The 25,149-nt window shown below is 69.8% G+C and carries 16 protein-coding genes and 1 pseudogene; 7 read left to right on the forward strand and 10 right to left on the reverse strand.

All coding sequences use genetic code 11. The features are described from left to right. The first annotated feature begins 122 nt into the window (after positions 1-122). Positions 123-2,645 (forward strand): TonB-dependent receptor plug domain-containing protein, encoded by a 2,523-nt coding sequence (locus ABLE43_RS08890; protein WP_348978138.1) that lies wholly within the window; start codon positions 123-125, stop codon positions 2,643-2,645. 197 nt (positions 2,646-2,842) lie between these two features. Here ABLE43_RS08890 and ABLE43_RS08895 read toward each other — a convergent pair whose 3' ends face one another. The 3 genes from ABLE43_RS08895 to ABLE43_RS08905 are packed head-to-tail and all read right to left on the reverse strand — an operon-like array spanning position 2,843 to position 6,263. After that, entirely contained in the window at positions 2,843-4,102 is a 1,260-nt protein-coding gene (locus ABLE43_RS08895; RefSeq protein WP_348978139.1) for a DUF3526 domain-containing protein, read from the reverse strand. Beyond that, positions 4,099-5,538, reverse strand: coding sequence for an ABC transporter permease (locus ABLE43_RS08900; RefSeq protein ID WP_348978140.1), 1,440 nt, complete (start codon positions 5,536-5,538; stop codon positions 4,099-4,101). The genes ABLE43_RS08895 and ABLE43_RS08900 overlap by 4 nt, the downstream gene beginning before the upstream one ends. Beyond that, a complete protein-coding gene (locus ABLE43_RS08905; RefSeq protein WP_348978141.1) occupies positions 5,535-6,263 on the reverse strand; it encodes an ABC transporter ATP-binding protein in 729 nt (242 codons plus the stop codon). The genes ABLE43_RS08900 and ABLE43_RS08905 overlap by 4 nt, the downstream gene beginning before the upstream one ends. A 141-nt stretch (positions 6,264-6,404) precedes the next feature. On the opposite strand from ABLE43_RS08905, the gene ABLE43_RS08910 reads away from it, so the two are divergent. Next, a complete protein-coding gene (locus ABLE43_RS08910) occupies positions 6,405-8,243 on the forward strand; it encodes a M14 family metallopeptidase (RefSeq protein WP_425475244.1) in 1,839 nt (612 codons plus the stop codon). Positions 8,244-8,270: 27 nt separating this feature from the next. Here the strand turns inward: ABLE43_RS08910 and ABLE43_RS08915 are convergent, their stop codons facing one another. Beyond that, positions 8,271-8,672, reverse strand: a complete 402-nt coding sequence (locus ABLE43_RS08915) for a MerR family transcriptional regulator (RefSeq protein ID WP_425475245.1) — start codon at positions 8,670-8,672, stop codon at positions 8,271-8,273. A gap of 103 nt (positions 8,673-8,775) precedes the next feature. Here ABLE43_RS08915 and ABLE43_RS08920 point away from each other — a divergent pair, with 103 nt between their 5' ends. From ABLE43_RS08920 to ABLE43_RS08930, 3 genes are read left to right on the forward strand one after another with little or no spacing between them, the layout of a single operon-like run. Continuing rightward, complete coding sequence (locus ABLE43_RS08920; protein ID WP_348978143.1) at positions 8,776-9,909, forward strand: thiolase family protein; 1,134 nt, start codon at positions 8,776-8,778, stop codon at positions 9,907-9,909. Next, on the forward strand, positions 9,909-12,227 hold the full coding sequence (locus ABLE43_RS08925) for a 3-hydroxyacyl-CoA dehydrogenase/enoyl-CoA hydratase family protein (protein ID WP_348978144.1): 2,319 nt from the start codon (positions 9,909-9,911) through the stop codon (positions 12,225-12,227). The genes ABLE43_RS08920 and ABLE43_RS08925 overlap by 1 nt, the downstream gene beginning before the upstream one ends. A gap of 15 nt (positions 12,228-12,242) precedes the next feature. Further along, the gene (locus ABLE43_RS08930) at positions 12,243-14,042 is read left to right on the forward strand and encodes an acyl-CoA dehydrogenase C-terminal domain-containing protein (RefSeq protein WP_348978145.1); all 1,800 of its coding nucleotides are present in this window, start codon (positions 12,243-12,245) and stop codon (positions 14,040-14,042) included. A 74-nt stretch (positions 14,043-14,116) separates the two neighbouring features. Here the strand turns inward: ABLE43_RS08930 and ABLE43_RS08935 are convergent. From ABLE43_RS08935 to ABLE43_RS08950, 4 genes and pseudogenes are all read right to left on the reverse strand, one after another. Then, a pseudogene (locus ABLE43_RS08935) lies at positions 14,117-15,148 on the reverse strand (glycoside hydrolase family 43 protein); the annotation flags it as partial. A 2-nt stretch (positions 15,149-15,150) separates the two neighbouring features. Further along, positions 15,151-16,155, reverse strand: a complete 1,005-nt coding sequence (locus ABLE43_RS08940; protein ID WP_348978146.1) for an arabinan endo-1,5-alpha-L-arabinosidase — start codon at positions 16,153-16,155, stop codon at positions 15,151-15,153. Position 16,156: 1 nt separating this feature from the next. Further along, complete coding sequence (locus ABLE43_RS08945) at positions 16,157-17,239, reverse strand: arabinan endo-1,5-alpha-L-arabinosidase (protein ID WP_348978147.1); 1,083 nt, start codon at positions 17,237-17,239, stop codon at positions 16,157-16,159. A gap of 68 nt (positions 17,240-17,307) precedes the next feature. After that, positions 17,308-20,181, reverse strand: coding sequence for a TonB-dependent receptor (locus ABLE43_RS08950; protein ID WP_348978148.1), 2,874 nt, complete (start codon positions 20,179-20,181; stop codon positions 17,308-17,310). Between the two features lie 174 nt (positions 20,182-20,355). On the opposite strand from ABLE43_RS08950, the gene ABLE43_RS08955 reads away from it, so the two are divergent. Beyond that, entirely contained in the window at positions 20,356-23,352 is a 2,997-nt protein-coding gene (locus ABLE43_RS08955) for a diguanylate cyclase (RefSeq protein ID WP_348978149.1), read from the forward strand. A gap of 206 nt (positions 23,353-23,558) precedes the next feature. Beyond that, positions 23,559-24,026, forward strand: coding sequence for a hypothetical protein (locus tag ABLE43_RS08960; protein WP_348978150.1), 468 nt, complete (start codon positions 23,559-23,561; stop codon positions 24,024-24,026). 28 nt (positions 24,027-24,054) lie between these two features. On the opposite strand, the gene ABLE43_RS08965 is transcribed toward ABLE43_RS08960, so the two are convergent. Both ABLE43_RS08965 and ABLE43_RS08970 read right to left on the reverse strand, forming a co-directional pair. Then, positions 24,055-24,195 carry an entericidin A/B family lipoprotein gene (locus tag ABLE43_RS08965; RefSeq protein ID WP_348978151.1) on the reverse strand — a complete coding sequence of 47 codons (141 nt, stop codon included), beginning with the start codon at positions 24,193-24,195 and terminating at the stop codon, positions 24,055-24,057. Positions 24,196-24,259: 64 nt separating this feature from the next. After that, the gene (locus ABLE43_RS08970) at positions 24,260-25,141 is read right to left on the reverse strand and encodes a hypothetical protein (RefSeq protein WP_348978152.1); all 882 of its coding nucleotides are present in this window, start codon (positions 25,139-25,141) and stop codon (positions 24,260-24,262) included. Positions 25,142-25,149: the final 8 nt, after the last annotated feature.

Raw genomic sequence — 25,149 nt, forward strand, 5'->3', positions numbered from 1 at the left:
AAGGGGCGTCGTGACACCGGTGCGGACCGGAACGCCGTCGATCCTGCGATCGGCACCGCCGACGGCACAGAGGACGGTGCCACTGCGACGCTACGCCCCGGCAACACCAAAGGGGGACGTACATGCGCGACACCATCCACCGCTCGACGATCGCCGTCGGCGTGCTGGTAACCGGCTTCATCGGCGGATCGGACACCATGGCACAGCGCGTGCCGACGATCGCCACGGCCAGCGTCGAAGCATCGGACGACGCCGCGCCGGAACCGGAGGGCGACGGGCTGGTCGTCACCGGCAACCGCCGTGCGACGCAGGCGCTGGCCGGCACCAGCGCGGTCGATGTCGTTTCGCGGGAGGCGATCGAACAGGGCGGCGCGATCACCCTGCAACAGGCGCTGTTCCGTGCGGCGCCGTCGTTCAACTTCCCGCAGGGTGCCGCCGCCCGCGTCGGGGGCGGTGCGACGCGGTCGGCATCGCTGCGAGGACAGAATCCCGACCTGACGCTGGTACTGGTCGACGGCAAGCGGCGGCATGGATCGGTCGCGACCGGCGGCACCTTTCCCTATGGCGGGGCGGGCTATGCCGATATCAACACCATCCCGGTGGCGGCGCTGTCGCGCGTCGAAATCCTGCTCGACGGTGCCTCCGCGCAATATGGATCGGACGCGATCGCCGGGGTGGTGAACCTGATCCTGCGCGAGGACGATCACGGCGGCGCGCTCGACGCCACCCTCGGCAGCTACCGGGCGGGCGATGGCGAGACCGGCGCGCTGAGCGGCTGGGTCGGCAGCCGACTGGGCGATGGCGGGTTCCTGAACCTCAGCGCCGACTTCTCGCGGCGGGGATCGACCGATCGCAGCGGACCCGACATCCGACGGCGCTATTTCCGGATCGGCGCGAACGGCACGCTGCTGCCCGCCACCAGCAACGCCGGGACGCCCGATCCGCGCGAACCCTTCGGTCGCGACGATGTCGGCCAATGGGGCAATGCCCGGGTCCGGCAATTCTCGACCCTGCTCAACGGCAAGCTGCCCCTGTCCGACGCGACCGAAGCCTATGGCTGGCTGAACTATGCCAAGGCGGATACGCGAAGCCGGGTCAATCCGCAGGTGCCGTCGTCCAGCGTGAATATCCGCGCGATCTTTCCCGACGGCCATCAGGTGATCGGCGATTATTACGACCAGAACCTGTCGGCGGCGGGGGGCGTGCGGCATGATGCGGGCGACGCGGGCCGGTTCGACCTGTCGGTCGTCTATGGTCGGCACATCCGTGATACGCATAACTATAATCTCGTTGCCCCGAGCTACGGGCTCGACAGCCGGACCGACCTGTATGTCGGGCAGGTCAACGCCGACCAGCTGAACGTCGCGCTGGAATATGATCGCGACTTGGCGGTCGGCTGGCTCGCCCGGCCGTTGGCGCTGCGTGCCGGTATCGCCTTCCGCCGCGAGAACTGGTGGGTCGGACGTGCGGGCGAGGAGCAGTCGTGGAACAACGGCGGCGTTCCGATCCTCGACGGACCGGATGCGGGATCGCCCGCCGCCTGGGGCGGCACCGAACAGGGCATCGCGCCATGGGACGTCACCAGGGGCGATCGTACCGTCTACAGCGCCTATGTCGGGGCCGATTTCCATGTGACCGACCGCCTGCTGGTCGACGCGACGGTGCGGGGGGAGGAATATTCCGACTTCGGCTGGACGACGACCGGCAAGATATCGGCCCGTTATGATTTCTCGCCCGCGTTCGCGCTGCGCGGTACGCTTGGCAGCGGGTATCATGCGCCCAGCGTCGGGCAGATTGCGTTCCAGAGCAGCGGCTATGCCGGAACCTGGAACCATAGCGGCATCGTGCCCGCGCCCAATCGCACGCGACAGGTGCGCCCCGACGATCCGGTGGCGATCGCGCTGGGCGGGGGGCGACTGGACCCCGAACGCGCGACCAACGTGTCGGCGGGCATCGTCCTGCGGCCGGCCGCGCATGCGTCGATCACGGTCGATGCATACCAGATCGGCGTCGACAACCGTATCCTGACGACGCAGGCGCTGACCGGTCCGGTGGTGGAGGCGGCGACCCGTGCGGCGGGCATCGCCGACTACAAGAGCATCACCTTCTTCACCAACGGCATCGATACGCGGACGCGCGGCGTCGACATTCTCGCGCGGTACGCCCTCGACCTCGGCGGGGCCGGTACCCTCGATCTGTCGGCGGGGTTCAGCCGGTATGCGACCCGCGTGCTGCGGGTGGAGCCGAACCGGGTCGGTTCGGTCGCGCTGTTCCAGCGCAACGTCCTGCGCAACCCCGAGGTCGGCACGCCGGAATACAAGGCGGTGCTGGGCGCCGACTGGCGGTTCGGGCGGTTTTCTGCATCGCTGAACCAGTTGCTCTACGGTCGCTACACCTATGTCCACCCGACCAATCCCGCCTATGACGAACGCTATGGCGCGAAGGGGTATACCAATGTGGAAATCGCCTATGCCCTCACCGATGCGAGCCGGTTGACGATCGGGGCCAACAACCTGTTCGATACCTATCCCGCGCAATTCATCGCCGCCAATCAGGTGAACGGGATCAATCGCTATTCCTTCCTTCATCCCGACGGCGCGAACGGAGCGTTCTATTATCTCCGTCTCGGAACGCGCTTCCGATGATCGGCGATGCCGCTGCCCGCCGCTGCGCACGAGCATGCACAGGCGCTGCGGGGTCGGAACCGGGTGGGCGCGGTCGCCCGTTCGAGGAGGTCGCTTGCCCGCCCGCGTTTCCGGAAAGTCCCGGGCAGATATGGACCGGGGCCGCGCCCGACCCGCTCACGCCACTTGCCGGCGCGTGCAGCCACCCTCGGTCCGCATCAGGTGTCGCGTCGGTCCCCGAAGCGGGGGGCGCGCGCGAAGTCGGCCTTGCCGAACGGGCGGTCGTGGAACAGATAGCCGTAGTAGAAGCCGCGCAGCCGTTCGTGAAAGGCGCGGATGCGATCCTGATAGGCGAGCTGCGCCCGCAGGTCGGTGCGCGCAAGGCGGGTGAGCAGCCCCTGTACGCCGACCGACGGCAGCACCCAGCCGAGCGCACGCCCCGCGGCGTCGCGTGCCTCCAGCCCGCCGCGATAGGCGCGGACCAGCGGCGCCACGTGCGCGTCGCCGTTCTGGTGAAAGGCGAAATACCATTTATAGTGGAATGCGGTGCCGAGCGGCGCTGAATCGGACCATTGCGGATGGTCGGCGTAGAAGCGCCGCATCGTGTCCTCGCGCGGGATGTCCCATGCGCGGTTGACCGCCTCGCGCTGCGCCATCGCGATCTCGGCGCCCTGGGTGATCGGCAGCGCGGCGTTGATGCCGACATTGGCAAGGGTGGGCAGGATCAGCACCAGCACCAGCCACGCCGCCGCCAGCGTCGCGGCATTGGCCACCGAGCTCCAGCGCAGGCGGTCGACCAGCGCCGCCAGCATGACCCAGAACAGCAGGTAGGCGGCGATCACCAGCGCGACGATCAGGATCGTACCCGGCGCTACCCCCTCGATCGCCGCGGCGACGGCGAAGGGCAGCGACAGCGCCGTCCACAGCAGCAGCATCCGCAGCCCGGTGCGCCGTCGCCATAGCCCGCGGCTGCCCGGCATGGCGTCGAGCGTCCGCAGGCGCCCCGCCTCGCGCTCGCCCGAGCGCAGGTCGTGGAACAGTGCGATGACGAACAGCGGTGCCACGAACACCAGCACGAAGGCGAAGTCGAACCGGCCGGGCAGCGCCAGTTCGGGATTGAAGCTGTCGCCGTCCCAGACCTGTGCCTCCAGCCCCAGCGCGCGGACGCGCAGGATATAGGGCGAGACGTCCCGCATCCCGATCGCGGCGAAGGCGAGGGGCGCGGGCGCGTCCCATGTCGGATGGAAGCTGTAATAGGCGGCGGAACCCGCGTCCTTCGTCTTGTCGACCCAGGCGGCGATGGCGCCGATGTCCTCCGCCTGCGCGGCGGGAATCGCGGCGATGGCGGCGCGCTGGCGGGCGACCTCGGCCATGCCCGCCGCGACGGCGGCGATCGTCAGCAGCGCGAGCAGCGCCAGCGCGATCACCGTCAGCCGCTGGCGCAGCAGCAGGCGCAGTTCATGGGCGAGCAGGGTCAACGCGCATCTCCCAGCCGACGGGCGGCGAAGGCCAGCAGCACCCCGGCGACCGCGAGCCAGCCGAGCACGACCGCCAGCCCCGGCAGCGCGTCGCGCGCAAGCACCGCGCCGCCCGGCGGGTCGAAGGCGAAATCGGGCATGTCCCGCCAGTTGGTCGCGGTCACGCGCTTGCGCCGGTCGGCACCGGCGTCGACGGCGACATCGTCGGCGTAGCGGACCTCTTCCGCCTGCATCCGGTTGAGCCGCTGGACCAGCGCATAGCGGTACGCCTCCGCCTGTTCGAGAAAGCGGCGGTGCCCGGCGAAATCGGTGCCCGCGGCCGCCATCGACAGCGCGCGGACGGCGATGGTCGGGCTGACGACGCCCGCGGCATCGACCAGCGCGATCTGCCGATGCTGCGCGGCGTAGCTTTCGCCGGTGTAGCGGTCGAACAGTTCGGACGTCAGCCGCTCGCCCTCCATCCCCAGCAGCCCCTTGTAGTTGACCGGCAGATCCTCGATGCGGGTGACGCCGTAGCGGGCGAGGACCGACCGCCTGAACGCGGCATAGTGCGGGTCGTCGGGGTTGTGGCTGTCGCCCATCCGCCGCAGCTCGCGCGCGATCGCGACATCGGTCTGGAGCCGGTTGCGCAGCGGCACCGCGATGCCCGCGACGTCGGGAACGACGCGGGGCAGCAGCACCGCGGTTACCGCCCAGATCGCCACCAGTGCGAGCAATGCGTCGCGACTGCGCCGGACCAGCGTCGAGACGAGCAGGATGACCACCACCCACAGCGCCAGATAGGCGGCATAGCCGAGCGCGGTGACTGCCATCGGCAGCGCCAGCGCGCCGGGGCTGCCGGCGATGGCGACGAAGCCGATCATGGCGGGCAGCGCGGCGATCGCCGCCACCACGCCCAGCGCCAGCAGCTTGCCGCCGACCACGCTGCGCCGCGACACGCCCTGCAACAGGAGCAGCCGCAGCGTTCCCCGTTCCCGCTCCCGCGCGAGCGCGCCATAGCCGAGGAAGATCAGCAGCAGCGGGGCGACGGTCTGGAGCACGAAGGCCGGAGTCAACTGGCCGAAGCGGACCAGCAGCGAGCTTTGCCGGACATCGCCGAAATTGGCGCTGTTCTGGCGGTGGCCTTCAAGAAACATCGAATTGCCGGTGAAGGCGTCGACGCCGGGATCGAAGGCCGCCAGCGGCCCCAGCGGACGGAAGATGAAGGTGCCGTAGTGGACGACGCGGTGGGGATGCCGGTCGGGCTGCGCATCGAACGCTGCCTGGGCGCTGTGTTGCTGGCGCGCGCGCAGGTCGGCGATGCCGCGCTGGTGCGCCCAGCTGCTCGCCACGGCGACCAGCGTGAGCAGCACGAGCAGGATCATGGCGATCACCGCAACGCGGTTGCGGCGCAGCAGGCGCAGTTCGTCGCGCGCGATCAGGACGGCCGCGCTCATGCGGGCACCTTCGCCGCGCCGAGCTGGAAGCGGGTGTGGAGCGCACGCACGTCGAAGCGCTCGCTGCCGCGGGCGGCGACCTGATCGACCAGACGGCCCCCTTCCAGAAAGCCGATGCGATCGGCGACGTCGGCGGCGGACAGCAGGTCGTGCGTCACCATCAGCACCGCGGTGCCCCGGTCGCGGACGCTGGCGAGCAGCGCGTTGAAGTCGGCGGTCGCACGCGGATCGAGCCCCGAGGTCGGCTCGTCGAGCAGCAGCACCGGTACCTCGCGCAACAGCGCGACCGCGATGGCGACCTTCTGGCGCATCCCCTTGGAAAAGCCGCCCAGCCGCTGGTCCCATGCACGCTCCTGCAGCCCCGCCGCCGCCAGCGCCCCGGCGATCGAGGCACGGTCCGGGCGCTCGCCGGACAGGGCGAGAAGGTAGCCCGCGTTCTCGGCGGCGGTGAGATGGTCGTAGAGCGCGACGTTCTCGGGCAGATAGGCGATGCGGCGGCGGGCACCGTCCGGGTCGCGCGCCGGGTCGATCCCGCACACCGACACCGTGCCGCTCGCCGGTCTGGCGAAGCCGAGGAGCACCGACAGGGTGGTCGACTTGCCCGCGCCGTTGCCGCCGAGCAGCGCGGTGACGCTTCCGGCCGCGACCGACAGGGTCATGCTGTCGAGGATGCGGTGCGCGCCGTAGGACAGGGTCACGTCGTCGAGGTGGATCGGGTCGGTCATCGCGTATCTCTCAACTTCGGGCATCGGCGCGCGTCGCGGCACGTCCGTCCCACGGCGGCAGCGTTGCCGACCTCGGGCGCCGCGGGCGCGCGCCGCCGATCGCGCTTGCTGTGGTGCAATACATCATGCAAGGCAAAAGACATGTTATCACATATAGTGCAACCCGTCCGTGCCGTCCGGCATCGTGCGACCGCGCGGCGGCTGGGTCCGCTGGCGGCAGGGATCGCCGCCGGGCTGATGCTGTCCGCTACGCCCGCCGGTGCGCAGTCCGTCGATCCCCTGTCGATACTGCCGCCCGCGCTGCCGTGGTCGGGCGCGAGCGAGCGGCTGGTCGCGGCGGCGGACGATCCGTGGATCACGCCTGCCGAGCGCGCGAACTTCGCCACGACGCCAGGCTATGCCGAAACGCGCGCGTGGCTGGAACGGCTGGTCGCCGCATCGCCGTTGCTGACGCTGGAGCGCTTCGGCCGGAGCGGCGAGGGACGCGAGCTGCTGATGGTGCGTGCGCGCAAGGGCGCCGGTGGAAAGCCGGTGGTACTGGTCCAGGCGGGCATCCATGCGGGCGAGATCGACGGCAAGGATGCCGGGCTCATGCTGCTGCGCGACATCGCCCTGCGCGGCAGGGACGATCTGCTCGACCGGGTCGATCTGGTGTTCGTGCCGATCTACAACGTCGACGGACACGAGCGGACGAGCGCCTATCATTTCGTCCACCTCCGCGGTCCGGCGAGCAAGGGCACCGACGCCAATGCGCGCAACGTCGACCTCAACCGCGACTATGCCAAGGCGGACGCACCCGAGACGCGCGCGATGATCGCGCTGATCCGGTCGCTCGATCCGATCCTCTACATCGACTGCCATGTCAGCGAAGGCTTCGACATGGGGTACGACATCACCTTCACCTATGCCGGATGGGGGAGATATGCGCGCCACCGGGCGACCGCGGACTGGCTCCAGCGGCGCTTCGGCCCGGCGGTGTCCGACGCGCTGACCGCGGCGGGCCACGCACCGGCCATCTATCCCAGCCCGATCGACCCGCGCGAACCGACCCGGGGTATCCGCTACAGCCCGGAGGGGCCGCGCTATTCGACCGGCTATGGCGACTTCATCGGCATGCCGACCGTGCTGGTCGAGAATCACATGCTCAAGCCCTATCGGCAGCGCGTGCTCGGAACCTATGTGCTGCTCGCCGCGGCGCTGAAGGTCGCCGGGCGGGATGCGGCGCGGATCGCCGCCGCCAAGGCCGCCGACCGGGCGAGCCGCCCCGCCACGCTCCTGACCCGCTGGCAGCCCGCCGTGCAGCCGATCGGCTGGATCGAGGATTTCCGGGGCGTCGCGTTCGACTGGTATCGCTCGCCCGCGACGGGGCGGATGGAGCAGCGCTGGCTGGGGACGCCGGTCCGCTGGCGCATGCCGATCATCGGACAGGCGGCGACGGAAACCGTGCGCCTGCCCCGGGCATGGTGGGTGCCGCCGTCCCAGACCGAGGTGATCGACCGGCTGCGGCTGCACGGCATCCGCTTCGAGACGATCGATATGCCGTGCGCGATGACGCTGGACGCCGGCACGCTGATCGATCCGAAGCTGATGCCGCCGATCGAGGGCAGGGTGCCGGTCAAGGCAGGCATCGCCCACGCGCCGGTGCACGAGGTCATGCCCGCGGGCAGCCTGCGCGTGCCCGCCGATCAGCCGCTCGGCCTGCTCGCCGCCGCGCTGCTCGAACCCGAGAGCCAGGATTCGTTCCTCGCCTGGGGCTTCTTTCCGGAGGCGATGGCGAAGGCGCCGGTGGCCGAGGCGTTCGTGCTGGCGCCGCTCGCCGATGCGATGCTTGCCGCCGATCCGGTGCTGCGCGCCGCCTTCGCGGCGAAGCTCGCCGCCGATGCCGCGTTCGCCGCCGATGCGTCGGCCCGGCTCGCCTGGTTCGCCGAACGCCTGCCGAGCCTCGATGCCCGCACCTACCCGATCCGCCGCGAGCCGTGACCCGGCCACCGGTCCGGGCTGCGCACCCTACCCCAGCCGCGCCAGCGCCGAGCGTTCGATCTCCTCCAGCTCCGCCAGCGTCTCGTCCAGCACCCGGCGCTGCACCGTCAGTTCCTCGATCCGCTCGCGGCAACGCTCGGCCAGGCGGCGCATCTGCTCGGCCTGTCCGGGCTCGGCATCGTACAGGTCGAGAAACTCCTGGATCTCGCGCAGGGTGAAGCCCAGCCGCTTGCCGCGCAGGATCAGCTGCACCCGGGCGATGTCGCGGCGGCCATAGGCACGGTTGTTGCCGATCCGCACCGGCTGGATCAGCCCGCGATCCTCGTAGAGCCTGAGCGTGCGCGGCGTCACGCCCAGCCGCTCCGCCACCGCATGGATTCCCGTCAGTTCGCCGTCGTCCGCCGCCAAGTTCCGCCTCCCAGGGGCCATCCCGCTTGCATGCCTAGCATATGTCCTATAGGTTAGATATATACCCTATAGGGTAGACAGGGCACTGCCGTCGGGCAGGCCGGATATTGGAGGGATTGCTTCGATGCAGGCCGTGATCGCGGGATATGCCCGCTCGCCGTTCCATTTCGCGGGCAAGGGCGCGCTGGCGCGGGTCCGGCCCGACGACCTCGCCGCGCAGGTCATCCGTGCGCTGATCGACCGGACCGGCGTCGATCCCGCGCTGGTCGAGGATATCGTGCTCGGCTGCGCCTTTCCGGAGGGCGAGCAGGGGATGAACGTCGCGCGGTTGATCGGGCTGCTTGCCGACCTGCCGCTGTCGGTCGGCGGCATGACCGTCAACCGTTTCTGCGGATCGTCGATGAGCGCGATCCACATCGCCGCCGGACAGATCGCGATCGGCGCGGGCGACGCCTTCATCTGTGCGGGCATCGAATCGATGAGCCGGGTGCCGATGGGCGGCTACAACCCGATGCCGAGCCCCGCGCTCGCCGCGAAGAAGCCCGGCGCGTACATGGGCATGGGCGACACCGCCGAGAATGTCGCCACCCGCTACCAGATCACCCGCGGCGAACAGGATGCGTTCGCGGCGGACAGCCAGCACAAGGCGGCGGCGGCGCGCGCCGACGGCCGCCTGGCCGACGAGATCGTGCCCATCGCCACCAGGGCCGGCGCAGTCGCCGAGGACGGGACGCTGCGCCCCGATACCACCGCCGAGGCACTGGCCGGGCTGAAGCCCGCCTTCCGTCAGGACGGATCGGTCACGGCGGGCACCTCCTCGCCGTTGACCGACGGCGCCAGCGCGGTGCTGGTGACGTCGGAGGCGTTCGCGCAGGCGCACGGGCTGCCGATCCTTGCCCGGATCAAGGCGGTCGCCATCTCGGGCTGTGAGCCGGAGACGATGGGGCTGGGGCCGATCGGCGCGTCGCGCAAGGCGCTGGAGCGCGCCGGGATCACGGTCGCCGACCTCGATATCGTCGAGATCAACGAGGCGTTCGCAAGCCAGGCGATCGCCTGCATCCGCGACCTTGGTCTCAAGCCCGAGACGGTGAACGTCGACGGCGGCGCGATCGCGATCGGCCATCCGCTGGGCGCGACCGGCGCGCGCATCGTCGGCAAGGCGGCGGCGCTGCTCGCGCGCGAGGGCGGGCGCTATGCGCTGGCGACCCAGTGCATCGGCGGCGGGCAGGGCATCGCCACCGTGCTGGAGCGGGTGTGATGGCCGAGGCGATCAACAAGGTCTGCGTGATCGGCGCAGGCGTGATGGGCGCGGGGATCGCCGCGCATGTCGCCAACGCCGGGGTGCCGGTGCTGCTGCTCGATATCGTGCCCGCCGGTGCTGCCGATCGCGACGCGGTGGCGAAGGGCGCGGTCGCGCGGATGCTCAAGACCGATCCCGCCCCCTTCATGTCGAAGGCGGCGGCGAAGCTGGTCGAAACCGGCAACATCGACGATCATCTGGAGCGCATCGCCGAATGCGACTGGATCGTCGAGGCGGTGGTCGAGCGGCTCGACGTGAAACAGGCGCTCTATGCCCGGATCGAGGCGCTGAAGCGCCCCGGCACGGCGGTGTCGTCCAACACCTCCACCATCCCGCTCGACCATCTCGTCGCGGGGCGCTCGGACGCCTTCAAGGCCGATTTCCTCATCACCCATTTCTTCAATCCGCCGCGCTACATGCGGCTGATCGAGATCGTGCGCGGGAGCGCGACCGATCCGGCGGTGGCGGGGAAGGTCGAGGATTTCGTCGACCGGATGCTCGGCAAGCGGATCGTACGGGCGAAGGACACGCCAGGGTTCATCGCCAACCGCATCGGCACCTACTGGCTGGCGGTCGCGATCAATGCCGCGATCGATCAGGGCCTCACGGTCGAGGAGGCCGACCAGATCGGCGGCAAGCCGATGGGCGTGCCCAAAACCGGCATCTTCGGCCTGATCGACCTTGTCGGCATCGACCTGATGCCGCTGCTGTCGAAGAGCCTTACCGCCACGCTGCCGCCGGGCGATGCCTATTTCGACACGGTGCGCCCGCTGCCGCTGGTCGACCGGATGATCGCGGAAGGGTTCACCGGCCGCAAGGGCAAGGGCGGATTCTACCGTTTCGACAAGGCGACGCGAACCAAATACGCGATCGACCTGACGACGGGCGACTATCGTCCCGCCGTCACGCCGCCGAAGCTGCCGTCCGCCGCCGAGAAGGACGTCGCTGCGCTGATCGACCTGCCGGGCAAGGCCGGGGCCTATGCCTGGGCGATCCTGGGGCCGGTGCTGCGCTATGCCGCCGCGCTGGTCGGCGAGGTAGCCGACGATATCGTCGCGATCGATGATGCGATGAAGCTCGGCTACAACTGGAAATACGGCCCGTTCGAGCTGATCGACCGGATCGGCCCCGCCAAACTCGCGGCGCGGCTGCGGGCGGAGGGGCAGGCGGTGCCCGCGATCCTCGATACGGTCGGCGATCGCAGCTTCTATCGGGTCGAGCAGGGTCGGCGGCAATATCTGACGCTCGGCGGCGACTATGCCGATGTCGTCCGCGCCGACGGCGTGCTGCTGCTGGAGGATGTGAAGCTCAGGAGCGAACCGCTGCTGCGCAACGGATCGGCGGCGCTGTGGGACGTGGGCGACGGGGTGGCGGCTCTCGAGTTCGCGGGCAAGATGAACGCGCTCGACGACAAGGTGATCGAGCTGATCGGCAAGGCGATCCCGCTGGTCAAGGCGCGGTTCAAGGCGCTGGTCATCTATACCGATGCCGCGAATTTCTCGGTCGGCGCGAACCTCGGCCTCGCCATGTTCGCGGTCAACATCGCGGCATGGAGCGAGATCGAGAAGCTGATCGCGGGCGGGCAGGCGGCGTTCAAGGCGCTGAAATACGCCCCCTTCCCGGTGGTCGCCGCACCCGCGGGCATGGCGCTGGGCGGGGGTTGCGAGATCAGCCTGCACGCCGATGCGATCCAGGCGCATGCCGAGACGTACATCGGCCTCGTGGAGACCGGCGCGGGGCTGATGCCCGGCTGGGGCGGCAACGGCGAGATGCTCGACCGCATCGCCCGCACGCGCGGCATGCCGCGCGGCCCGATGCCCGCCGTGGCCAGGGCGTTCGAGACGATCTCGACCGCGAAGGTTTCCAGGTCGGCGGCGGAGGCGCGCGAGCTGCTGTTCCTGCGGCCCGGCGACGGGATCACGATGAACCGCGACCGGCTGCTGGCCGATGCCAAGGCGAAGGCGCTGGCGCTGGTCGACGGGTACGCGCCGCCCGAAAAGCCGGTGTACCGCCTGCCCGGCGAAAGCGGGCGCATCGCCATCGCCGATGTGGTGAAGGGCTTCCATGCCAAGGGGGTTGCCACGCCGTACGACACGGTGGTCGCCGCGCGACTGGCGCAGGTGCTGACCGGCGGCGATGCCGATCCGGTCGATACCGTCAGCGAGGACGATCTGCTGAAGATCGAACGCCGCGAATTCCTGACCAGCATGAAGGACCCGCGCACCCAGGCCCGGATCGAGCATCTGCTCGACACCGGCAAGCCGCTGCGCAACTGACAAGGGGCACGTTCCATGGCACAAGTCTATCGCGCGCCGCTGCGCGACATGCGGTTCGTCCTGCACGAACTGTTCGCCGAAGACCCGTTCGGCCCGCTGCCCGCCTTCGCCGAATTCGATGCCGAACTGTACGACGCGATCCTGGGTGAAGCCGCCAAGCTGGCCGAGGAGGTGCTGCTGCCGCTCAACGCCAGCGGCGATCAGGAGGGGTGCAGCTTCGAGAACGGCGCGGTGCGGACCCCGGCGGGGTTCCCCGCCGCCTATCGCCAGTTCTGCGACGGCGGCTGGGCCGCGCTCGCCTCCTCGCCCGAATGGGGCGGGCAGGGGCTGCCCGAGACGATCAACAAGCTGGTCGAGGAAATGGCCTGCGCCGCCAACCTCTCGTTCAGCCTCTATCCCGGCCTGACTCACGGCGGCACCACCGCCATCGCCGAACATGCCTCCGACGAATTGAAGCGCGCCTATCTGCCCAAGATGGTGTCGGGCGAATGGTCGGGGACGATGTGCCTGACCGAGGCGCATTGCGGCACCGACCTCGGGCTGCTGCGCACCCGCGCGGTGCCGCGCGGCGACGGCAGCTACGGCATCACCGGGGCCAAGATCTTCATCTCGGCGGGCGAGCACGACCTCACCGACAACATCGTCCACCTCGTCCTCGCGCGGCTGCCCGATGCCCCGGCGGGGGTGAAGGGGATCAGCCTGTTCCTCGTGCCGAAGTTCCTGCCCGATGCCGACGGCAATCCCGGCGCGCGCAACGGCGTGGCCGCGACCGGCATCGAGCACAAGATGGGCATCCGCGCCTCGGCCACCTGCCAGATGGCGTTCGAGGATGCGACCGGCTGGCTGGTCGGCGAGCCCAACAAGGGGCTGGCGGCGATGTTCACGATGATGAACGCCGAGCGCGTCTCGGTCGGCATCCAGGGGCTGGGGGTGAACGAGATCGCGTACCAGTCCGCCGTCGCCTATGCGAAGGACCGCACGCAGGGCCGCGCGCTGTCGGGCGCCAAGGCCCCGGCGCAGGCCGCGGACCCGATCATCGTCCATCCCGACGTGCGGCGGATGCTGATGACGATGCGCGCCTATGCCGAGGGGTGCCGCGCGCTCGGCCAATGGGTGTCGCGCGCGCTCGACGCGGAAGCCCATGCCGAAACGCCCGAACAGCGCCGCCGCGCCGCCGATTTCGTCGCGCTGATGACCCCGGTGGTGAAGGCGCTGTTCACCGACCTCGCCTCCGACGCGGCGAATCTTGCGGTGCAGGTGTACGGCGGCCACGGCTATATCCGCGAGAGCGGCGTCGAACAATTCGTCCGCGACGCGCGCATTACCCAAATCTACGAAGGTACCAACGGGGTGCAGGCGCTCGATCTGGTCGGGCGCAAGATGGGGGCGCATATGGGCCGTTACCTCCGCCCCTTCTTCCACGCGGTATCGGGGCAGATCGAGGAAACGGCTGGCGTCACCGATCCGGCGATCGCGGCATGGCGGGCGGGGCTGGCGCAGGCGTTCGGCGCATTGCAGCTCACCACCGGCACGATCGCGGCGAAGGCGCTGAAGGATGCCGAGGAAGCCGGGGCCGCCGCGACCGACTATCTGCGGATGCTCGGCCTCGTCGGCATGGGGCATTGCTTCCTGAAGGCGGCGCTGATCGCCCGCGCGCGGCTCGACGAAGGGGGTGGTGACGCGCCTTTCTATCAGGCGAAGCTGGCGACGGCGGGCTTCTTCTTCGACCGCATCCTGCCGCAGGCGACCGCGATGTTCCTCGTCATCAAGGCGGGCAAGCGATCGACCATGGCACTGCCGGTGGAGGCGTTCTGAGGGGCTTCTCCCCTCCCTGACAAGGGAGGGGAGCGGCTTCCTCCACGTCGCAGTCGAAGGTCATGCGGTCAGGCGGGCAGAGGCCCGTTCGCGACCGGCGGGTCGAACTGCGGCACCCCCGCCTTGTCATAGCGGATCGGCTGGACGCGCGTGTGCCGGTTGGGATCGAACAGCGGGTCGCCGGTGATCTTTTCGTAATCGCGCGCATGGAACACCAGCATGTCGCGCCCGCGCTCGTCCACGGTGAAGCTGTTGTGGCCGGGGCCGTAGATCCTGTGCTCGACCGAGGTCTTCATCACCGGCACCGGCGACTTGGTCCATGCCGCAGGGTCCATGATGTCGGCATCGTCGCGCGCGGTCAGCATGCCGAGGCAGTAGCGCGCATCGGTGGCGCTCGCCGAATAGGTCATGAACAGCCGCCCGTTGCGCGCCAGCAGCGCCGGAGCCTCCGCCACCTTGTACCCGCGCACCTCCCACGGCAGCGTCGGGACGGTCAGCCGGGCAGGCTTCGCCGCCAGCGTCAGCGGGGTCGCCAGCGGGGCAAGATAGAGGTTCGAGTTCGTCTCGATCCCCGGCTCGCGCTGCGCCCATGCCAGATAGCGGGTGCCGCGATGGACGAAGCTGGTCGAATCGAGATTGAAGCTGTCCCACGGCGTCTGGAGCTGCCCCAGCACGCTCCAGTTGCCGGTCATCGGATCGGGGCCGTCGCACACCACCGCATAGGTGCGGATGCGGAACACGTCCTCGCCGCCGCCGCTGGGACCGGCGGCGAAATACATGATCCATTTGCCGTCGATCCGGTGCAGTTCGGGCGCCCACAGGAAGCCGGACATCGGCCCCCTGGCCTCGTGCCGCCACAATATCTTTTCGGGCGCGGTCGTCAGCCCGGCGATGGTGCGCGACCGGCGCAGCACCAGCCGGTCATATTCCGGCACCGATCCGGTCAGATAATACCAGCCGTCGGTGTGGCGGAAGACCTGCGCATCGGCGCGGTTCTTCACCAGCGGGTTGACGATGCGCGGCGAACGGCGCTGCGCGAGGGCGGGCAGCGCGGCGCTTGCGGCCATGCCGCCCAGCATCAGGCGGCGGGTAAGGGTCGGGGTCATGCTCACTCTCCTTGCGGCCGTGCGACCGGCCATCCGTCCGCACCCCAGTGCAGGGTCGCGATGCGGAGCGTCGGCGCGCCGGCGTTTTCCTTGTCATATGCGTGATAGACGAGCCGGTCGACGCCGTCGGCCCCACGATACTGCCCGGCATGGCCGGGGCCGCGATACCGCCCCTGTTCCTCCAGATCGGCGCGCAGCAGCATCGTGCCCCCGGCCGCCAGCATCGCGCTGCCGTCCTTGCCCAGATAGGGGCCGGTGATCGCCTTCGCCCGGCCGACTACGGTATAGTAGGTGCTGTTCACCCCCTTGCAGCAATAGTCGTAGCTGGCGATCAGCCAGTACCAGCCGCCATGCGCGAAGATATACGGCGCCTCGATCGCCGAGGGGGCGCCGGCGGGCACCGGGCGCGCTGCGATCGCCAGCGGCCTGGCATCCGGGCGCAGCGGCTTGCCGGTGGCCGGGTCCAGCTCGACCAGCTTGATCCCGCTCCAGAAGCTGCCGAACGACAGCCAGTGGCGGCCCTGCGCATCAATCGTGAACGCCGGGTCGATCGCGTTATAGTCGTCGCCCCGCCGCGACTGGAGCACCATCCCCTCGTCGCGCCAGCCATACCCCGGGGCGGCGGGATCGAGCGTGGCGCTGGTGGCGAGGCCGATCGCCGACCGGTTCGACCCGAAGGTCGATACCGAATAATAGAGGCGGTAGCGCCCGTTCACGAACGCGATGTCGGGCGCCCACAGGTTCTTCGCACCCGGAATCGCCTTTACGGCCCAGTCCGGCAGCGCGCTGAACGGCGGGGTGCCCGCGCGCCAGTGGACCAGATCGCGCGAGGTGTGCGCGGCGATCAGCCCTTGTCCCTGCCCGCCGATCCCGGTGGAGAAGACGTGCCAGTCCTCCCCCTGCCGGATCAGGACCGGGTCATGGACCGGGCGGATGTCGCCCCCGGCCACCGGGGCCTGTGCCGCCGTCAGCAGCAGCAGGAGCGGGGCGAGCAGCCACCGGCGCATGTTACTGCGCCACCGGCCAGCCGTCGGCATCCCAGTTCAGCTTCTGGATCTGCAGCGTCGGCGCACCGTTCCGCTGCGTGTCATAGGCGTGATAGACGATATGATCGCCCGTCGCCTCCTGCAACACCGCGACATGGCCGCGCCCGACATAGCGTGCGCCGGTGCCGCGCCCCGATGCCAGCACGGTCGTGCCGCCACCGTCGAGCATCGAGGTGCCCGCCTTGTCGAGATACGGCCCGGTCACGGTCTTCGACCGGCCGACGACCGTGTTGTAGGTGCTGTCCGCGCCCTTGCAGCATTCGTCGAACGAGGCGAACAGATAATAATAATCGCCGCGCCGGATCACGAACGGCGCCTCGATCGCGCCGGGGGCGGGGCGGGTGGCCAGCGGATAGATCGTCCGGTCGCTGGCGAGGCGCAGGCCGGTGGCGGGGTCCAGCCGGACCATCTTGATGCCGGTCCAGAAGCTGCCGAACGCCATCCATTCGCGCCCGTCGGCATCGGTGAAGACGGCGGGGTCGATCGCGTTGAAATTGTCGGTCGTCTGCGACTGGATCACCGCGCCCTTGTCGGTCCATCCGGCGGCGGGCGCGTTCAGGTTCAGCGCGTTGTTGGTGGTCAGCCCGATCGCCGACTGGTTCTTCCCGAAGGTGGAGACCGAATAATAGAGGCGATATTCGCCGCCACGCTTGACGATGTCTGGAGCCCAGATGCCGGTGGTGCCGGGCACCGCCGTCGTCGCCCATGCGGGCAGCGCGGTATAGGCCGCCCCGCGCCACGTCCACGCCGTCAGGTCGGTCGAGGTGCGCGTGGCGAGCAGCCCTTCGCGATCCCCCACCGCGCCGGTGGCGAACAGGTAATAGGTATTGCCGTCCTTGATGATCGCCGGATCGTGCACCGGCATCGTGTCGCCGGTGAGCGCGAGGCCGACCGGGGTCGCGGTGGCGGTGGGCGTCGGGGTCGGCGTGGGGGCGGGGCGGACGACGGGGGCGGAGATGTTGCCGCTCGTCTCCCCGCCCGAGATGCCGTTGCACCCGGCGAGGAGGAGGACGAGGGCGGCGAGCGGAAGCGTGGACCGGATCATGGAGAGGACTCCGAAAACTTGCGGGGGATGCAGCAGGGCGGGGGGACGGGCGGCGCGCGCCCGTGCCGTCAGTCGAGCGAGAAGCGCAGGCCGACCGCGAAGGTCCGCGCCAGCAGCGTCGTGCCGAGGTTGAACCGGTCCGGCCCGCCCGCATCCTCGAAGCGGTAATAGTTCTGCTGCGTCTGGTTGGTCAGGTTGACCGCGTCGATCGTCAGCCCCAGCCGGTCGGTGACGCCATAGGTCAGCTGGAAATCGAGGCTGCTCTCCGGGCGCCGCCACACGCCGATCGGATTGGCGAACAGCCGCGCCTCGTTGTTGCCGAGGAACTCCTTGCGCCAGACATAGGAGAGGCGCGCGCCGAGGCCTCCCTTCTCATAGGCGAGGGTGGCGTTGTACGACAGGTCGGATACGCCGAAGAACGCCGACTGCGTCTCGCCGGTCACGACCCCCGCCGAATTGGTCAGCGGGATGTTCTGGTTGGAATCGAGCAGCGTCAGGCTGCCCTGGAACCCGAAGCCGTCGAGGATCGAGGGGAGATAGGTCGGGAAGTAGGTCAGCCCCAGCTCGACGCCCTTGAGCACCCCGTTCGATGCGTTCTCCGGGCGGGTGACGGCGAAGACGTTGGTGTTCAGCCCGGTGTTGGGAATGGTCAGCACCGAGGTGATCGGCACGACCAGCCCGTCGATCTCGCGGCGGAAGGCGGTGGCGTAGATCGCGCTGTTGCGCTCGAAATACCATTCGGCCGACAGGTCGAAGTTGCGCGCGGTGGTCGGGCGCAGATTGGGATTGCCCGATCCGCCGCTGCCGCGCCCGATGCTGGTCAGGTCGCCCACCAGGTTGAAATTGGGGTTGAGGTCGGCGAACGCCGGGCGGCGCAGCGTCTCGCCATAGTTGAAGCGCAGCCGCAGATTGTCGGCGAGGTCGTAGCGCAGCGTGGCGCTGGGCAGGAAGCGGCTGGTGCCGTTCGACGCGCGGGTCACGGTGCCGCTGTAGCGGTCGGTGAACACGAAGTCGGTGTCGACATCGACATAGCGCACACCCGCCTCGATCCGGAACGGCCGCCCGAACAGGTCGAACTCGCCGTCCGCCATCGCATAGGCGGTCATGGTGATCTCGTTGATGTCGAACACGTCGGTCAGCGTCAGCTGGTTCGACAGGCGGAAATTGGGCGCGACGCTGCTCTTGTAGAGCTGCCGGATCGCATCGACGTTTTCATAGATATAGGTGCCGTTCGGCACCAGCCACGACGTCGGCACGCTGGCGCGCCCCTGGAAGAAGTCCTTGTTGACCAGTTGCAGCCCCGGATCGAGCGTCGAGAACTTGCGCCCCAGCGCGCCCGCGTCCTGCGTGCGCACCGAATCGACCGCATTGCGATCGTCGATGCGGATGCCCGCCTTCACCCGGCGCAGGAAGCCCGAGTCCCAGCGGTTCTCGCCGTCGAGGTGCAGGGTGATCGCATCGCCCTTCGACCGGTTGGCATTGTCGTAGAACTCGCCCACGTCCCACTGGGTCGGGTCGGTCAGCAGCGCGTTGTTGTCGAAATTGTACGACGGGATGCCGTCGCGGGTGTTGAAGTCGACGTCGATCCGCTTCGCCACGCGGTTCAGCCGCATCGCGAGGAATTGCGTGTCGAACCGGCTGTTCTGGTACGACAGATCGGCGGTGATCCGCGCATTGTCGCCGACCTTCCAGTCGCCGTTCAGCGCATAGACGAAGCTGTCGGTCTGCGAGCGGGTATAGTCGCCGCTGTTGAAGCCGAACACGTCGGCGACCGAGCGCGCCTTGATGATGTTGCTGTCGGGATACAGCTCGATCGTCGACCGCGGATTGCTGCCGAGGCCGCCCCACCAGTCGACGAAGCTGAAGAACAGGCTGTTCTGCGTCGTCGCCTTGAACTGGTTCCAGAAGAATTCGGCGGTATAGGTCGCATCGCTGCTGGGCGACCATTGCACCGCCGCGCTCACCGCCGGGCGTTCGCGGGTGCCCGCCACGTCGGGGCTGAACACCGCGTCGCGCGAGAGGTAATAGGGCACCTGCCGCCCGCCGAGCAGGAAGGTAGAGCCCGGCGCGGTCGGCAGGCCGCGCTCGGTACCCGGCTGCCATGCGCCCGTTTCGGGGAACACGCGCTGCAGGGGCACGAAGCCCGGCGGCGGGTTTTCGGTGACGAACGGCACCATCGCGCCCGCCGTCACGCTCATGTCGCGGTATTTGGTGCGGGCATAGCTGCCGCTCACCAGCACGCCGATATCGCCGATCCCGGTTTCCCAGCGATTGCTGATGAGGCCGGAGACGTTGGGGTTAAACGTGTCGGCCTGTTCGTTGTAGATGCCGCGCGCGACGCCCGAGATGGCGAAGCCCTTGAAATCGAACGGCCGCCGGGTGAACACGTCGATCTGCCCGGCGATGCCGGTCTCGATCTGGTCGGCGGCGCGGGTCTTGTACACGTCGATCCGCTTGACGAGGTTGGCCGGAATGTCGGCCAGCGCGAACGCCTGTCCCGAAGCGGTGAAGATGTTGCGCCCGTTCATCGTGGTCAGCGCATCGGGCAGGCCGCGGATCGAGATCGCCGCCGCCTCGCCCCCTGCGCGGTTCGTCACCTGGATGCCGGTGACGCGCTGCAATGCCTCGATGACGTTGTTGTCGGGCAGCTTGCCGACGTCCTCGGCGACGATCGAATCGACCACCTGCGTCGCGTTGCGCTTGACGTTCAGCGCGCCCAGGATCGACGCGCGCACGCCGGTGACGACGATCTCGTCCTCCGCCGCGTCCTGCGTCGCATCGCCGCGCGCGGGCGTGCCGCTCGACGGCTGTTCCGCCGCGTCGGTCGGCGTGCCGAGCGGTGCGCCGATTCCCTCGGGCACGTTGCTCTGTGCGACGGCCGGTGCCGCCCACAGCAGCGACAGCGACGATACGGATGCCAGAATGGCGACTTTGCCGACCATGAACCCCTCCCTGTACGCGAGCCCTTATGGGCTTCGTTATACTCGGACAAATAACGCGACATTCGCTCCACTGCAATGACAAATGTCTGAGTTATTTGTCAGATAAAAGCGATTGCAATCAGCCTTAATCCCGCATCAACCAAATCGACCTAGGCCCGATCGCCGGAGATCATGATGCGCCGACTCGTCCTGCCCCTGCTGATGCTTGCGATCGCGCCCGGCGGCGCCGTCGCGGCAGCCGCGGCGGACGGCTGGGCGGGCTGGTATGGCCCGCGCTTCCAGACGCTGGGCGCCGCCACCGGCCTGCCCCATGCCACCGCGACCGCGATCGTGCAGGGCGAGGACGGCCAGATGTGGATCGGCACGCGCGGCGGCCTCGCCCGCTACGACGGGCAACGGGTGCGGGTGTTTCGCCAGCGCTCGGGCGACGCCGCCAGCCTGCCCGACAATTATGTGCGCGCGCTGCTGCCGCTGGCGCACGGCAGCATGCTGGTCGGCACCAATGTCGGCGGCGTCGTCCGCTACGATCCGCTGCACGACGGCTTCGTCCGCCTGCCCGGTGCGGAGGAAGGGCGAATCGGCACGCGCATCCTGAATTTCGCCCCGGACGGGCAGGGCGGCGCGCTGATCGCATCGGACCACGGCGTGTTCCGCTACGATGCGCGGACGCAGCGGGTGGTGGCGGTGTCGCGGGGGCGCGAGCTTGCGGGCGGGGCCTTCGCCGTGCACCGCGACCCCGACGGCACGATCTTCGCCGGGGCGGACACCGGGCTGTTCGTGCTGCGGCCCGGTGCGGCGCGCTTCGCGGCGGTGGCGGCGCCCGCGATCGGCGACGTCTGGGCGCTCACCCGCGATCGGGCGGGGCGCCTGTGGATCGGCACCGGGTCGAACGGTATCGTCCTGCGGATGCGCGACGGCCGCTTCGTCCGTCCGGCGGCGCTGGCGGGGAATGCGCCCGCCATCGGCCACCGCACCGTCCGCGCCTTCGCATCCGGGCCGGGCGGGGTGATGTGGGTCGGCACCGACGGCATGGGCGTGCTGCGCGTCGATCCGGGCGCGCGCCTGCCGGTCGAACCGCTGCGCAACATTCCCGCCGATCCCGGCTCGCTCGGCGGCGACACGGTGCGCGACGTGACGATCGACCGCACCGGGCGGCTATGGGCCGCGACCGAGGTCGGCGCGTCGCACGCCGATCCCGCGACCCCGGCGATGTTCGCGATCGGCAACGCGACGGCCGATCCGCGCCGCGCCCTTGCCGACACCAATGTCCGCGGGGTGATGGTGGACAGCGCCGACCGGATCTGGATCGGCATGGCCAACGGGCTGATCGACCGGATCGATCGCCGGACGGGGCAGGTGTCCCACCTGCGCCTCGCCGGGCAGCATGCCGGACAGGATATCAAGGCGTTCGTCGAACTGCCCGACGGCACGGTGCTGGTCGGCGGGCGCGGGGTGATCGCGATCCGGCCCGACGGCGGCGTGCGCACCCGGCTCGACCTGCCCGAGCTGGACGACCTGCCGGTCATCTCGCTGGCGGTCAGCGGGCGGCTGCTGCTGATCGGCACCTATCGCGGGCTGTTCGTATGGGACGGACCCGCGCGGCGGATGCGCCGCTTCACCCATGTCGACGGCGACGCCGCCGCCATCGCCAACAACGAGGTCATCAACATCGTCGCCGCGGGCGACGGGCGCGCATGGATCGCGACCCCCGCCGGGATCAGCCGCTTCGATCCCGCGACCGGGCGCTTCGTCACCTTCCGCAACCGCCCCGGCGATCCCGCCAGCCTGCCGCAGAACTATACCGGATCGATCGTGACCCGCGGATCGCTGCTGTGGGTCGGCACCTATGGCGGGATCGCGCGGGGCACGGCGGCGGGGGACGGCTGGCGCTTCCGCGCGATCACCGAGGCGCAGGGGCTGGCCAACGACAATGTCGCCGCGCTGCTCGCCGATCGCGGCGGGCGCATCTGGGCGGCAAGCGCCAGCGGCATCTCGGTCGTCGATCCGGCGGGGCGGCAGGTGCGTGCGCTCAGCGGGCGCGACGGGCTGACCGCCGATGCCTTCAACCAGCGGGTGGCGGCGGCGACGCAGGGCGGCGACCTGCTGTTCGGCGGGACCGGCGGCCTCACCGTGCTGCGCCCCGACCGGCTGTTCGCGCGGCGGCCCGCGATGCTGCACCCGCCGGTCGTGACCGCGGTGGAGCAGGACGGGCACGGCATGCCGCTCGATCCCGATGCGCGGCACGGCGGGATCGCGATCGACGGCGGGCGGCATACCGTCCGCATCGCCTTTGCGCTGACCGACTATGCCGCGCCGCAGGAGGTGCGCTACAGCTATCGCCTCGACGGCTTCGATCCCGACTGGGTGCGCGTGCCCGAAGGCACGCCCGCCAGCGCCACCTATACCGGCCTGCCCGGCGGCAGCTATGCGTTGCGGCTGCGCGCCGAGGTTCCCGGCATCTACCGCCATGTCGTCACCACCCGCATCGACGTGTCGGTCGGCAAGAGCTGGTACGAGCATTGGTGGGTCCGGCTGCTGGCGCTGCTGGCCATGGTGCTGGCGATCGTCGGGGTGGTGCAGCTGCGCACGCTGGTGCTGCGCCGCCGGACCCGGACGCTGGAACAACTGGTCGCGGCGCGGACGCAGGAACTGCGCGCCGCCAATGCCGCGCTCGCCGAACTCGCGCAGACCGACCCGCTGACCGGCCTCGCCAACCGGCGCATGCTGCTCGAACGGCTGGAGACGGAGCGGGGGCGCGCCGCGCGCGGCGGGAGCTTCGCGCTGGTGCTGATCGACGTCGATCACTTCAAGCGGGTGAACGACACCTACGGCCATCCGATCGGCGACCGGGTGCTGGCGGGTATCGCCGTACGGATCGCGGGCGCCGTGCGCACCGCCGATTGCGTCGCGCGCTATGGGGGCGAGGAACTGGCGATCGTGCTCCCCGACACCGGCCTCGACGAGGCATGGGCGAGCGCCGACCGGCTGCGCATGCTGGTGCGCGCGACGCCGTTCGTCATCGACGGGATCGCGATTCCGGTGACGATCAGCGGCGGCGTGGTCGCGGCCAGCAGCGACGTCGCGATCGCCGCGCTGCTGGCGGCGGCGGATCGCGCGCTCTACCGCGCCAAGGCGGGCGGGCGCGACCGGATCGAACGCGCGGACGGGTAGAGTCTGACCGACGTTCACTTCGCAGAAGCAGGAAAACCGCTCCATTCGCTTTCGTCACTCCCGCCTGCGCGGGAATGACGGAAATCCATGCGTATCGCCGAAGGTGGATCCGCCGGTGCGTCGATACCCCGACACCCGGAACGAAGCGGTTACAAAGCGGGAAGATTTCGCTTCCCTCCGCTACGGCGGACGGGCATGACACGGACATGCCGATCCGGCCCGAAAACCGCTGGCTCTATCCGATCGACTGGCGCGAGCTGTCCGCCTGGGTCCGGTTCGACCGGGCGGGGCGGCGGTGCGAACGCTGCGGGCGGCCGCATCTCACGCGGGTCGCGCATCTGGGCGACGGGCGCTGGTGGGACGCCGCGGCCGGGGGCTGGCGGTCGGCGCGGGGGCGGCGCGTTACGCTGCGTCATGTGCCGCTGGCGCGGGTGCGCACCACCTATGTCGTGCTGGCGTGCGCGCATCTCGATCACGATCCGGGCAACAACACGCCCGCGAATCTCGCCGCGCTGTGCCAGCGTTGCCACATGCTGCACGATGCCGCCGAGCATCGCTGGCAGCGGTGGTGGAACCGCTTCCGCCGGATGGGGATGCGCGACCTGTACGAGCATCCGCCGCTGACGCGGATACGGCTACGCGCCGCACCGGGAAGGGACCGGCACGGCGCGTAACAGGTGGATTGGTCGGGAAACCCGGCGCTTACTTCTTCTTGTCCTGGCCCGACGCTTCCGACACCGCCGACCCGGCCGAGCGCAGGTCCTTGCCCACGCCGTTCGCGGTGTTGCACGCCGAAAGCAGTACCGCCGTGCCGAGCACGATCCCCATACCGATGGTCTTCATCGCTGTTCTCCTGATGGACGAAAGGTGCGGCGGGCCGGATACGCGCGCCCGCCGCGGCTACACTTCAGCGCATGCGGCGGCGGGTGGCCGCCGTCGCGCCGAAACCGGCCGCCCCGGCGCCGACCAGCAGCGCGAGGACGAGGAGGAACGAGGTGCTGGCAGCAGTGCCCGCGGCGGCGTCGGCGGCCTGCTTCGCGGTCGCGACCGCCTCGTTCCTGGTCTGCTCGAACTGCTGCCTGGCGCGCGTCACCTGCGCCTGCGCCTGTTCGCGCGGGATGCCGCGCTGTGCCGCGACGATGGCGACGATGCGGCGCTCGGCCTGCTGCCCCTCGGCACCGCCGCGCGCCAGCGCGGGGAGTTCGCGCGCGACCTGCGCCTGCGCCTGTTCGGGGGTCATCCGCGCCGGATCGCCGGGCGCGTCGGAGAGGTAGCGCGCCGCTTCCTGCCGCACGTCCTGCACGTTCACGCCCGCGACCGAAGCCGCCGCGCCGCCTGCCGCGCCGACCGTGGTGGTCGCTGCGCCCGCGACGCTGCCGACGGTGCGGAACGCGCCGCCGATGATCCCGCCGACCGCGCTGGTCAGCAGGTACAGTGTCAGGATCAGCGTCACGCCCCACACGACCAGCCCGTGCGCCAGCGCATCGAAGCGTTCGGTCACGCCCGACACCCGCGCCGCGGCATAGCCGCCCGCGCCCAGCGCCAGCACGGTGGTGACGAGCCAGTAGATGCCCGCGCCGATGCCGAATCCCGCCGCCCCCGGCGTGGTGCCCTGCGCCGGATCGACCATCGACAACCCGATGCCCGCGCCGAGGATGCCCAGCACCAGCTGCACCGCGACGGCGATGATGACGCCGGCGAACACCGATCCCCACGACAGGCGGGTGGCGGTCTTGCCGATGCGCGTTTCCTCGGGCGGCAGCATGGCCGCGGTTGCGTTGGTAAGCATGGTTACTC

The sequence above is a fragment of the Sphingomonas silueang genome (genome assembly GCF_040049155.1).
GTDB lineage: Bacteria > Pseudomonadota > Alphaproteobacteria > Sphingomonadales > Sphingomonadaceae > Sphingomonas > Sphingomonas silueang.